This is a genomic window from Salinimicrobium sp. TH3, assembly GCF_026676115.1.
Classification (GTDB): Bacteria; Bacteroidota; Bacteroidia; order Flavobacteriales; family Flavobacteriaceae; genus Salinimicrobium.
This window is the reverse complement of the sequence record NZ_JAPONB010000008.1, coordinates 177,346-189,363: the sequence shown is the minus strand read 5'-3', so window position 1 is coordinate 189,363 and position 12,018 is coordinate 177,346. Positions and strand designations below refer to the sequence as shown.

Sequence of the window (12,018 nt, the reverse complement as noted above, 5' to 3'; positions counted from 1 at the left end):
TCTCTTTATTCACCGGGAAATATTTATCCGCAAAGAAACTTATTTTTCACTTTAGACCCAACTTTTGAGATTGATCCTAATAGTCTCTTAGGGCACAAGAGAGGTGCTGCTCATCATCGAATCGTCTTTAGAAACTCCAATGGCTTTTCATCTCTTTTGGGAGTGGAATTTCGCAGAGAAGGGAGTATTTGTCATTTATCAATCGTCTTCAGGGATCGCCGTGATTTTTTTCTCTCTTAGAAAAATTTTATTCCTGAATTATATTAGGTGACAAAAAAAATCCGGAGCATCAAAGATGTCCGGATTTTATCATTTTTGGAAGGTAGGTTCCTTATCCGTTCATGGAGATTAGGAATTCTTCGTTGTTCTTGGTTTGTTTGATCCTGTCGTTGATAAATTCCATCGCTTCAACAGGATTCATATCTGCTAGATATTTACGCATCACCCACATTCTCTGTAGTGTAGTTTCGTCAAGAAGGATATCATCTCTACGGGTGCTGGAAGAAGTAAGGTCAATAGCAGGGAAGATCCTTCTGTTGGCAATTTTTCTATCCAGCTGAAGTTCCATGTTACCTGTACCTTTAAATTCTTCAAAGATCACCTCGTCCATTTTTGAGCCGGTTTCGGTAAGAGCAGTAGCAATTATTGAAAGAGAGCCGCCTCCTTCAATATTACGGGCAGCACCAAAGAATCTTTTTGGTTTGTGTAGTGCATTGGCATCCACCCCACCGGAAAGTACTTTTCCACTGGCAGGTTGTACCGTGTTATAAGCTCTGGCTAAACGCGTAATGGAATCCAGAAGGATCACTACGTCATGTCCACACTCTACCATACGTTTTGCTTTTTCAAGCACTATGTTTGCAACCCGTACATGTTCATGAGCTTCTTTGTCAAAAGTTGAAGCGATTACTTCTCCTCTTACATTACGCTGCATGTCGGTCACCTCTTCAGGGCGTTCGTCAATTAGAAGGATGATCTGGTATACTTCAGGATGGTTTGCCGCTATTGCATTGGCGATATCCTTAAGTAGCATCGTTTTACCTGTTTTTGGTTGAGAAACGATCATTCCTCTTTGTCCTTTTCCAATAGGAGAGAACATATCTATTATCCTTGTTGAAACAGTGCTCTGTCTTTCGGCAATATTAAATTTTTCCTGTGGGAATAGTGGAGTAAGGTGTTCAAATGAAACCCTGTCTCGCACTACCTGTGGAGCAAGACCATTAATTTTATTGATCTTGATAAGCGGAAAATATTTTTCTCCCTCTTTTGGGGGTCTTACCTGGCCAAGAACTGTATCTCCGGTTTTTAAGCCGAATAACCTGATCTGTGACTGGGAAACGTAAATATCATCTGGAGAAGAAAGATACATGTAGTCTGATGATCTAAGGAAGCCGTAGCCGTCCTGCATGATATCAAGTACTCCTTCGCTTTCTATGATCGCATCAAATTCGTAATCTGGTTCTTTATAGCGGTTTCGATTATCACGGTTCCCGGAATCTCTGTTCCCGCTGTCTCGATTGTCCCTGTTGCCATTATTATCACGGTTCCCACTGTCACGATTGTTGTCGCGACTGTTATCACGATTTCCCTGGTTTCGGTTATCTCGTGTATCCTTTTGACGGGAATCCTTGCGGTTGTCTTTTTGTTGACTTCTGGAAGAAGAATCTTTAGAAGATTGCTGTCTTGGAGAATCTTCTTTTTTTCCTTTTTGCTCATTCCTGTTGTCGGAAGAAGCTTTTGTTTCCTGAGGCTGCTCTTTTTTCCCTTCAGATTTACCTTCAGGTTTCCCTGCGGGAGTTTCCGGCTTTTTATCAGAAGACTTTCGCTGGTCTACGGAGCTCTTTGGGCTGTTGGATTTCTCTTTTCTGGGACGGGTTTTTCGCTGATTCCTTCCGGAGTTTTGATCTTCCTGAGGCTGAGGTTTTTCTTCTTCGTCTGTCAGTGCCTCCTGGACTTTTTTCGGATTTGCCGCCTGGTAGTCGAGAATTTGGTATACCAGGTCAAGCTTCTTTTGCGTGCGGTACTTTGGAACCCGTAGCGTTTTGGCTATTTCCTGAAGTTCAGGCAGCTTTTTAGCCTTTAATTCTGAAATTTCAAACATGAATGTTCTTAAATAAAATTGGTCTTTGGTTTAACTAACCTTCTCGAGGAAGAATCGAAAAAATTTTTTGGAGTCTAAGTAACCTTTATTGAATTGGTTACGAATCGATACTGCAATTATACGACATTATTTTCAGATTATTAATATGGTTTCTAAAAAGAATCTGTTATTTTTGTGCCTCTATTGAAGAGAAATGCTACAAAGAATTCAGACTGTTTACTTGTTAATTGCGGCTTTTTTTAGTGCCGGCTTTGTCTTTATTTTTAAGCTGTGGAATGACCAGACAGGAAATGCTGTATATATCGAAGATGTTTACACTGCTTTAGGTTTAACCTTAATTTCAGCTTTGATCTCAATAGTGACGATCTTTTTGTTTAGGAATAGAAAGCTTCAGTTCGTACTGGGGCGTATCAATATCTTATTAAACTTAATTTTACTAGGATTATTTGTCTATTGGTCCCTAACTATATCTGGAGAAACTTCGGTTTCAGAGAAAGGTATTGGGATGCTGACTCCTGTATTTTCTATCGTTTTTTTAGTGCTGGCCAATAAGGCCATAAAAAAGGATGAAGATCTTGTAAAATCTGTGGACCGGTTGCGATAAACCTTTTATCTTAGTAGTATTAGTGCGTAAAAACCCGGAGTGAAAGCTCCGGGTTTTTTAGTTCAAGGTTCGAAGTGGTTTAAAGTTCCAGTTTGCAGAGGTATTTGAATGTTGTCATCTCGATAGAGTTTTCTGAACGAAAGTGAAGAAAATGACGAGAGGTCTCAACAGGTTTTCTACAAGGGTTGGGCAGATTTCTCAGTCCCTGAAAAGGCTCCTTCGAAATGACATTTCTTTTTAGCCACTGATCCTGGTCTTAGTTGTATTTTGAAAAATTGAAATTTTTTCTTTCCTAGTGAACATCCAGAAAAGATCAATGTTTAGTGAAAAAAATCGTAATTCTAACTTCAATTTTACTGCCTACTTAAGCCTGCGCACTGCCAACTTCAAAACCTCTGACCACTAAATACTGAATACTGAATACTACTTTTTCCCCAACTCAATCACCTCAAGATCTTTAATTTCCTTGCCATCGATCACAAATCTCAACATCGTCCTCACCTGGTGGAATCCCTGCTTTCCTGCGGCTCCGGGATTCATGTGAAGAACACTGAGTTTTTTGTCATTCATCACCTTAAGAATATGGGAGTGACCACTTATGAAGATTCTTGGTGGGTTAGCTTTTATTTCCTCTTTTACGGCAGACGAGTAGCGGCCGGGATAACCTCCAATATGGGTGATCCATACATCTACTTCTTCACATCTAAAACGGTTGTTGAGTGGAAATTCCTTTCTTACCTCTGCGCCATCTATATTTCCAAAAACGGCTTTTAAAGGTTTAATTTTCTGGAGCGAATCGCTCACTGCCGTTGTTCCAATATCACCTGCATGCCATAGTTCATCTGCTTCTCCCGCATATTTTAAAATACGTTCATCTAAATGTCCGTGGGTGTCACTAAGCAGAAGTATCTTTTTCATTGGGAATTTTTATAGTGAGATTAACAATCTAAGGGCAGGGAAGAATGAGCAGTTGGCTTTAATGGCTTATCTTTGTTTCTTTAATTTGCAAAAGTAGAAATTTAGATTGAGATATTTTTTGGAGCTGGAATACTTCGGAAAGGCTTATCATGGTTGGCAACGTCAACCTGAAGCAATTTCGGTGCAGCAAGTTGTTGAAGAATCTCTGCGTACATTACTTCAGGAGGAAATCGAAGTAGTGGGTGCGGGAAGGACAGATGCCGGAGTACACGCGCGGCAAATTTTTGCCCATTTTGATTCTGAAGCCAGGCTATCCAAAAGTTTTATTTTCAGGATAAATTCTTTACTGCCAAAAGACATAGCAGTAAAAGATCTACTGTTGGTAAAAGCTGATGCTCATGCCAGGTTTGACGCTGTTTCACGTTCCTATGAGTATCATATCACAACACGAAAAAATGTTTTTGTAAATGATTCAGCTTATTTTGTAAAGAGAGATCTGGATGTGGAAAAGATGAATGAAGCAGCAAAAATTTTACTGCAATATTCCAATTTTAAATGTTTTTCCAGGTCCAGGACAGATGTTCACACCTACAACTGCAGGATAGAGGAAGCAAGATGGGAGCAACAGGGGAGTATCCTGGTCTTTTACATTACTGCCGACAGATTTTTAAGAAATATGGTTAGGGCAATTGTAGGTACCTTATTGCAAATTGGATTGGGTAAAATGGAAGTGCAGGATTTGCATCGAATTATTAATAGCAAAGACAGGAGCGAAGCCGGAGCCTCTGTACCGGCTCACGGATTGTATTTAACAAGGATCTTGTATCCCAATAGTATTTTTAGTTAATGGCATCAACGGGAAACGCATTTGATTTTGGATTATTTAAGCGATTGCTCAAATATGCGCACGTATACAAATGGGCATTTTATTTTGTAGCCGTTGCCGCCATCCTGCTATCCTTTCTAAGTGTAATGCGGCCTTATCTATTGCAGCTTACAATAGATAATTCTATTGTGCCGCAGGATAATGATCAACTCCTGTTCTACATAAGTCTCATGGTGGGAGTTTTACTCCTTGAGGTAATTTTTCAATTCTGCTTTATTTATTTCGCAAACTGGCTGGGCCAGGAAGTTATTCGGGACCTAAGGGTAAATTTATTTAAACACATGCTGCAGTTCAAAATGAAATATTTTGACAATTCTGCAGTGGGGCGCCTGGTGACCAGGGCAGTGAGTGATATAGAAACTATATCCAGTATTTTTAGTGAAGGTTTATTTGTGATCATAAGTGACCTGCTAAAAATGATCGTTATTCTTGGCTTTATGTTCTATCAAAGTTGGAAGCTTACTCTTCTTGTCCTGGTAGTACTTCCTTTTATCTTGTATGCTACACGAATTTTTCAAAAGAAAATGAAATTGGCATTTGAAGAAGTTCGAACTCAGGTGGCGAATCTTAACACTTTTGTTCAGGAGCGAATTACAGGTATGAAGATCGTGCAGCTTTTCACCCGGGAAGAAAAGGAGTATGAGAATTTTAAAGAGATCAATGATAAACACCGTAAGGGCTGGGTAAAAACCGTGTGGTATAACTCCATATTTTTTCCAATTGCCGAGATGGCGACTTCTATTACAATTGGTTTGATCGTGTGGTATGGAGGGTTAAGAGTGGTGGCTGGAAGCGAAGCCATTACTCTTGGGGTTATCGTTGCCTTCGTCGAATTGAGCCAGATGCTCTTTAGACCACTTCGTCAAATAGCCGATAAATTTAATACGCTACAAATGGGAATGGTGGCCGCAAACCGGGTTTTTGGAGTTCTGGATACAAAATCTTCTATTCCCGATAATGGCAAGACCGTGGTAGATCACCTTAAAGGAGAAATAGAATTTGAGAATGTTCGTTTCAGTTATGTTGGGGATGAAGAAGTTCTTAAAGGAGTTTCTTTTAAAGCCCAGGCGGGAGAAACTGTTGCTATTGTTGGAGCTACCGGTGCAGGAAAATCCACCATCATTAATTTGCTTAACCGTTCTTACGAAATCTCCAGCGGGCGTATTCTTATTGATGGAATAGATGTAAAAGATATTACTCTCAAATCACTTAGGGGAGAGATTGCCATTGTTCTCCAGGACGTTTTTCTTTTCGCCGATACTATTCTTAATAACATAACTCTCAACGATCCCACGATCACCAAAGAATCTGTAGTGCAGGCGGCTAAGGATATTGGTGTTGATGAATTCATTGCCAGTCTGCCTGGAGGCTACGACTATAACGTAAAGGAGCGTGGGGTTATGCTTTCTTCGGGACAACGTCAATTAATCGCATTTTTGAGAGCTTACGTGAGTAATCCAAGTATTCTGGTGCTAGATGAGGCAACTTCTTCTGTCGACTCCTATAGTGAACAGCTCATACAGGATGCGACGCTCAAGATCACCGAAGGCCGTACTTCTATTGTCATTGCTCACCGACTGGCAACCGTGAAAAAGGCCGATAAGATCCTGGTGATGGATGCCGGTAAAATAGTGGAAATGGGAACACATTCCCAGCTGCTTAAGAAAGAGAATGGCTATTATAAGAATCTTTATGAGGTCCAGTTCATGCAGGAAGAAGAAACCCTTTAAACAAGGTCTGCTTTTAATTTCTGGACAAGATCATCCCTGTCTTCATACATGACAAATTCCCCGTCTTTTATATAAGAGATCTGTCCTGTTTCCTCGCTCACTACCAGTGCTAAAGCATCTGTTTTTTCAGTAATTCCTACAGCAGCTCGGTGTCTCAGGCCAAAGCGCAGCGGTATAGTACGATCATTGGAGACCGGGAGGATCACTCTGGTAGCGGTGATGTAGTTGTCTTCAATGACCAGCGCCCCGTCGTGCAAAATACTGTTCTTGTAAAAAATAGATTCAATAATGGGTTGATTGACCAGGATCTTCATTGGGTCCCCACTTTGTTTAATAAAATCAAGGCTCGTATTCCTCTGGATCACAATAAGAGCACCGGTATTGGTTTTACCCATGTTTTCACAGGCCTTTACAATCGCCTCAACGTCATTTGGAGTTTCAAGATCGTCCTTTATTAATTTTAAAGTTTGAAGAAAGCGTCTTCTTCTGGCAAAATTAGTAGAACCAATCATGAGGAGAAATTTTCTTATTTCCTGTTGGAAAACCACTATTAGGGCAAACATTCCTACTCCTATAAACTCGCCAAGTACACTACTAAGCATTTCCATACGAAGTAACTGCGTGAGCTTCCAGGCGAAATAAATGATCACAATCCCTATAAAGATGTTGACAGCTACAGTGCCTTTAACTAATTTATAAATATAGTAGAGCAGGGCTGCAATAAAAATGATATCAACAATATCGAGAATGCGTAGATCTAGAAAATCCAAAGTAGGCTTGTGTTTTGGTAAATGTAAAAAATTATAGGCTAGTTTTTTAACTGCTGCAGTAATTTCACACATTCCACCGCTTCCTTCACGTCATGTACCCGGAGAATATTAGCTCCTTTTAATAGTGAAACTGTGTTAAGAACAGTTGTGCCGTTGAGTGCTTCTTCTGGCGTTGTGTGAAATGTTTTATAAATAAGCGACTTCCGGGAGAGACCTGATAGGATGGGTAAATTCAGGTTTTTAAATAGTTCCAGGTGGGACAGTAATTCAAAATTCTGGGAAATATTTTTAGAAAATCCAAAGCCTGGATCTATGATGAGATCATTGATCCCAAGCTCTCTTGCTCGGTCAATTTTTTCAGAAAAGTAGAAGAGGATATCTTTGGTAAGATCCTCGTATTGGTTGAGATCCTTCATAGTTTGAGGATTCCCTCTCATATGCATCATGATATAGGGTACCTGCAGTTTTGCAGCAGTTGCCATCATTTTGTCATCAAGGTTTCCTGCAGAAATATCATTGATCATTGCCGCCCCTGCTTCCACACACTGTCTTGCCACTTCACTGCGGAAGGTATCTACAGAAATAAAAATATTTGGAAATTTCTTAACCAACACTTCCACTACCGGAAGAATTCGTTGTAATTCTTCAGCTTCTGAAATATCTGTGGCTCCGGGCCTGCTGCTGTAAGCACCTATATCAATAAAATCTGCTCCCTCCTGAAGCATTTTGGCTGCCTGTTGCAGATGCTCTTCGCGGTTTTGCCTTTGTCCTCCATCATAGAAGGAATCAGGGGTGATATTGAGGATGCCCATCACTTTGGGAGTGGAAAGATCTATAAGATGGCCTTTGCAGTTGATATACATTCTAAAAAATGCTGTTTTTTGGTTGGAAAAATTAACTTTGACAAAAAGAATTAAATCAGCGAAATTTACACAAATTACCCGTTTCTATGAAGGACACCTCTGCTCAATATGATTCTGTTATTGCCGAATGTCGCGGCCTTTTTATGAAGAAGATGAAAGATTATGGCTGTGCCTGGCGCATTTTGAGACTTCCCTCGCTTACAGACCAGATATTTATTAAAGCTCAGCGAATAAGAGGGCTTCAGGAAAACGAGGTGAGAAAAGTGGATGAAGGAGAAGTTCCCGAATTTATAGGGATCATCAATTATTCTGTAATGGCTTTGGTACAGCTGGAAAAAGGAGTCGCAGTACAACCCGATCTTTCGGTAAATGAAGTAGAAGAGCTTTATGATCGAACGATTGCACGTACAAAGCAGCTCATGGAAAATAAGAATCACGATTATGGGGAAGCCTGGCGGGATATGAGAGTAAGTTCTCTTACAGATCTTATTCTTCAAAAGGTCCTTCGAATAAAACAGATTGAAGATAATAAAGGCAAAACCCTTGTGAGTGAGGGAATCGAAGCAAATTATGAGGATATGATCAATTATGCGGTTTTTGCTTTAATACATATTCACGAAAACAGCGAATTGAGTAAAACTTAAAACAGTTTGATATGAAGCTACTAGTAGGCATTTCCCGGTGGGTAACAGGTATTCTATTCATTTTTTCGGGATTTATTAAGCTTAATGATCCTATAGGTTTTTCATTTAAACTGGAAGAATATTTTAGTCCTTCGGTGCTCAATCTGGAATTTCTAGCGCCATTTGCCCTGGTAATTGCTCTATTGGTGGTGGTCTTTGAACTTGTGCTTGGTGTTATGTTGCTTATAGGCTACCTCCCAAAATTTACGACCTGGGCATTGCTTCTTATGGTTATATTTTTTGGCTTTCTCACCTTCTATTCAGCCTATTACAATAAGGTGACAGATTGTGGGTGTTTTGGGGATGCCATTCCTCTCACCCCCTGGCAGTCATTTTATAAAGATATGTTCCTCCTGGTGCTTATACTAATTCTCTTCTTTAACAGGGAATACATCACCCCTTATTTTGCTAAAGCCTCTCACCGGTGGATCGTTTTTCTGGCGTTCATGCTCAGTTTCGTGTTTGCGTATTATGTATTGATGTACCTGCCTGTTTTTGATTTTCGGGCTTATAAGGAAGGGACAAATATAGAACAGGCCATGACGGTTCCCCCGGGTGCGCCAGGGGCAGTCTATGATTACCACTGGAAGTTCCTGGTGAACGGGGAAGAAAAAATCTACACTACCAGGGGCGCCTACCCTTCGGTACAGGGAGAGTTCATAGAAGTAGAAACCGAAATGATTCAGAAAGGCTACGAACCTCCCATTCATGATTTTTCCATTGAAAAAGATGGGGAGGATCAAATTTCGGCAATCCTTGCTGAAGATAAACTGCTCATGATCGTTGCTTACAGTCTTCGCCGCAGTGAAATCGATGGCCTCCGAAAACTCCGGGATGTAATTGAGAAGGCCCGCAACAATGGATACAGGGTCATTGGGCTTTCTGCTTCGGGAGAAGACCTTAAGGAGGAAATAAATCAAAAATATAACCTGGACCTGGATTGGTATTTTAGTGATGAAACTGCGCTTAAGACTATCATTAGAAGTAACCCGGGGCTTGTGAAGCTTGAGGAAGGTACTATTCTTCAAAAACTGCACTGGAACGATTCCCATAAGCTTGAGCTTTAAAGGGTCTCAAAAAGGGCATTTTTGGGAAGCGATATTTCCGCAGTAATTTAGAATTATATTCACTTCAGCAAAAAAGATCTTCTGATAATCTAAGCCGAAATTGATTCAGATAACTTCAGAGTTACCCGTGTCAAAAATGGCGTATTTTACATCTCATTTTTCATGGTTTTTCTTGGCTTTCCGCAGGTTCTTAAAGTCTGCAGCCTTATATTTGTACTTCCAAAACCCAGTAAAATTCCGATTAAGGTAACGGGTTCATTATTAAGATTATCCGGGGGTATTTTATAAAAGTTTTGGCTAAACCATCAAAAAGAGAATACTAACTTACCATTAAACATTGATTATGAGGGATAAAATAGTAGCCGGAAACTGGAAAATGAATAATGATTTGGCTCAAACTGAAGATTTGCTGTCAAACATTAAAAAGCTTTATAAGGAATCTGAAGGAGTAAGAGTAATTGTAGCACCTTCTTTCACAAATCTGCACCACGCGTTTGAATCTTTACGAAAGTCGTCCATTGACGTGGCTGCACAAAATATGAATGAAAACGGTGAAGGAGCTTATACAGGTGAAGTTTCTGCAAGAATGCTCACCAGTATTGGGGTGAAAACGGTCATTTTAGGGCATAGTGAACGCCGCGCTATTTATAAAGAAACAGATGACTTGCTGGCAAAGAAAGTAGATGCTGCATTGGAAAATGACATGGAGGTGATCTTTTGCTGCGGAGAGGAACTTAATGAAAGAAAAGCCGGTAAACATTTTGATGTTGTAAAACGACAGCTGGAAAAAGGCCTTTTTCATGTATCTGAAACCAACTGGAAGAAAATTGTAATTGCATATGAACCGGTATGGGCGATTGGAACAGGAGAAACTGCTTCTCCCGAACAGGCACAGGAAATACACGCCTTCATAAGAAAAACTGTTGCCGAAAAATTTGGCAATGACTTGGCCAATGAGGTAGCAATACTTTATGGTGGAAGCGTTAAGCCTGGGAATGCCCAGGAAATATTTGCAAAGGAAGACGTAGATGGAGGACTTATTGGCGGCGCCAGTCTTAATGCCGAAGATTTTATGGCTATTGCCAATGCCTTTTAAAAATGGAGAATATGAATTACCTGGAGTTTAAATTTTTGATTGAGCCTCCACAACCGGCTTCCGAAATTCTTATTGCCGAGCTAGGCATGGTGGGTTTCGAAAGTTTTGTGGAGAATGAAGATGGGATCACCGCATATATTCCGAAAGAAGAATATGATGCCGAGTCCATGACGGGAATACACATTCTCCAGTCCAATGAATTTGATATTTCCTTTACCCAGACCGAAATTGAACAGGTGAACTGGAATGTAGAGTGGGAAAAGAATTTCCACCCTATTATAGTAAATGAGCAATGCGGAGTAAGAGCTCCCTTTCACCCAAAACCCGATGTGACTTATGATATAGTTATCGAGCCAAAAATGTCATTTGGAACGGGTCATCATGCGACCACTCACATGATGATTGAATTCCTGCTTGAGCAGGACCTGCAAGGGAAGAAAGTTCTTGATATGGGTTGCGGTACAGGGGTATTGGCCATAGTGGCCGAAAAAAGAGGCGCATCACAGTTGGATGCTATTGATATTGACAACTGGTGCTACCAAAATACCCAGGAGAATGTAGAGCGCAATGATTGCAGTAAGATAGAGGCTTTTGAAGGTGGGGCAGAGTTGCTCCAGGATCGTCATTATGATGTCATCATAGCTAATATTAACAGGAATATTTTACTGGAAGACATGCCGAGTTATAACAGATCCCTCAACGAGGGTGGTGAATTGTACCTCAGTGGATTCTATGCCGGAGATATTCCCGTGATAAAAGCAGAATGTGAAAAATTTGGCCTGGAATATGAGGATTCTAAAGAGCGGGAAGAATGGGTAGCTTTAAAGTTTATCAAAAAGAAGGATTGAGAAGAAATTCTTATATTTGAAGCTGTTTTTGCAAATGAAAATGTCTGGTTATGAGCACACAAGAACAAGTTCTTGAAAAGAAGAAAGTAGAAAGCAAGGAGTCAAAACTTCACGAGATCGTCCTCTATAATGATGATTATAATACCTTTGATCATGTGATAGAAACCCTTATTATAGCCTGTGATCATACTCCCGAGCAGGCCGAGCAGTGTTCTCTGCTCGTTCATTACAAAGGGAAATGTACTGTGAAAACGGGTACGTATAAAGAACTCGAACCACGTTGTGGGAAATTGCTTGAAGAAGGTTTGACTGCAGAGATTGTTTAGATAGTTAAAACCAATTTTTATGTGGGCAGGAGTGTAACTCCTGCCTTTTTTGTCTGTATTAGCAAAAATACTCGGTTATTATCTGCTCCAACCTGGTCTTTTGTGAATTTATTAAGGATTTGTTCC

At 40.3% G+C, this 12,018-nt stretch carries 13 protein-coding genes; 9 read left to right on the top strand and 4 right to left on the bottom strand.

The window, feature by feature from the left end; translation table 11 throughout:
• On the top strand, positions 1 to 240 hold a 240-nt coding region (locus OU683_RS13115), incomplete at its 5' end, for a hypothetical protein (RefSeq protein ID WP_268139044.1).
• A gap of 91 nt (positions 241 to 331) precedes the next feature.
• On the opposite strand, the gene rho is transcribed toward OU683_RS13115, so the two are convergent.
• On the bottom strand, positions 332 to 2,101 hold the full coding sequence (rho, locus tag OU683_RS13110; protein WP_268139042.1) for a transcription termination factor Rho: 1,770 nt from the start codon (positions 2,099 to 2,101) through the stop codon (positions 332 to 334).
• A gap of 193 nt (positions 2,102 to 2,294) precedes the next feature.
• Between rho and OU683_RS13105 the strand changes: the two genes are divergently transcribed.
• Positions 2,295 to 2,705 carry a DUF4293 domain-containing protein gene (locus tag OU683_RS13105; protein ID WP_268139040.1) on the top strand — a complete coding sequence of 137 codons (411 nt, stop codon included), beginning with the start codon at positions 2,295 to 2,297 and terminating at the stop codon, positions 2,703 to 2,705.
• A gap of 423 nt (positions 2,706 to 3,128) precedes the next feature.
• Here the strand turns inward: OU683_RS13105 and OU683_RS13100 are convergent, their stop codons facing one another.
• Entirely contained in the window at positions 3,129 to 3,623 is a 495-nt protein-coding gene (locus tag OU683_RS13100) for a metallophosphoesterase family protein (protein ID WP_268139038.1), read from the bottom strand.
• Between the two features lie 106 nt (positions 3,624 to 3,729).
• On the opposite strand from OU683_RS13100, the gene truA reads away from it, so the two are divergent.
• Positions 3,730 to 4,470 (top strand): tRNA pseudouridine(38-40) synthase TruA, encoded by a 741-nt coding sequence (gene truA, locus OU683_RS13095; RefSeq protein WP_268139036.1) that lies wholly within the window; start codon positions 3,730 to 3,732, stop codon positions 4,468 to 4,470.
• Positions 4,470 to 6,239: an ABC transporter ATP-binding protein gene (locus OU683_RS13090; protein WP_268139034.1), complete on the top strand. Its 1,770-nt coding sequence runs from the start codon at positions 4,470 to 4,472 to the stop codon at positions 6,237 to 6,239. Before truA ends, OU683_RS13090 begins: the two co-directional genes overlap by 1 nt.
• Here the strand turns inward: OU683_RS13090 and OU683_RS13085 are convergent.
• Together OU683_RS13085 and folP are read right to left on the bottom strand one after the other, a co-directional pair.
• The gene (locus OU683_RS13085) at positions 6,236 to 7,009 is read right to left on the bottom strand and encodes a diadenylate cyclase (protein WP_228915830.1); all 774 of its coding nucleotides are present in this window, start codon (positions 7,007 to 7,009) and stop codon (positions 6,236 to 6,238) included. The genes OU683_RS13090 and OU683_RS13085 overlap by 4 nt on opposite strands.
• Positions 7,010 to 7,047: 38 nt before the next feature.
• Positions 7,048 to 7,872, bottom strand: coding sequence for a dihydropteroate synthase (gene folP / locus OU683_RS13080; protein WP_268139032.1), 825 nt, complete (start codon positions 7,870 to 7,872; stop codon positions 7,048 to 7,050).
• Positions 7,873 to 7,958: 86 nt separating this feature from the next.
• On the opposite strand from folP, the gene OU683_RS13075 reads away from it, so the two are divergent.
• From OU683_RS13075 to OU683_RS13055, 5 genes are all read left to right on the top strand, one after another.
• Positions 7,959 to 8,516, top strand: a complete 558-nt coding sequence (locus tag OU683_RS13075) for a DUF1599 domain-containing protein (RefSeq protein WP_268139030.1) — start codon at positions 7,959 to 7,961, stop codon at positions 8,514 to 8,516.
• A gap of 11 nt (positions 8,517 to 8,527) precedes the next feature.
• The gene (locus tag OU683_RS13070) at positions 8,528 to 9,622 is read left to right on the top strand and encodes a BT_3928 family protein (RefSeq protein WP_268139028.1); all 1,095 of its coding nucleotides are present in this window, start codon (positions 8,528 to 8,530) and stop codon (positions 9,620 to 9,622) included.
• Between the two features lie 343 nt (positions 9,623 to 9,965).
• Positions 9,966 to 10,718 (top strand): triose-phosphate isomerase, encoded by a 753-nt coding sequence (gene tpiA, locus OU683_RS13065; RefSeq protein WP_268139026.1) that lies wholly within the window; start codon positions 9,966 to 9,968, stop codon positions 10,716 to 10,718.
• 2 nt (positions 10,719 to 10,720) lie between these two features.
• Positions 10,721 to 11,566 (top strand): 50S ribosomal protein L11 methyltransferase, encoded by an 846-nt coding sequence (prmA, locus tag OU683_RS13060; protein ID WP_268139024.1) that lies wholly within the window; start codon positions 10,721 to 10,723, stop codon positions 11,564 to 11,566.
• Positions 11,567 to 11,616: 50 nt separating this feature from the next.
• A complete protein-coding gene (locus OU683_RS13055) occupies positions 11,617 to 11,892 on the top strand; it encodes an ATP-dependent Clp protease adaptor ClpS (protein ID WP_228915564.1) in 276 nt (91 codons plus the stop codon).
• Positions 11,893 to 12,018: the final 126 nt, after the last annotated feature.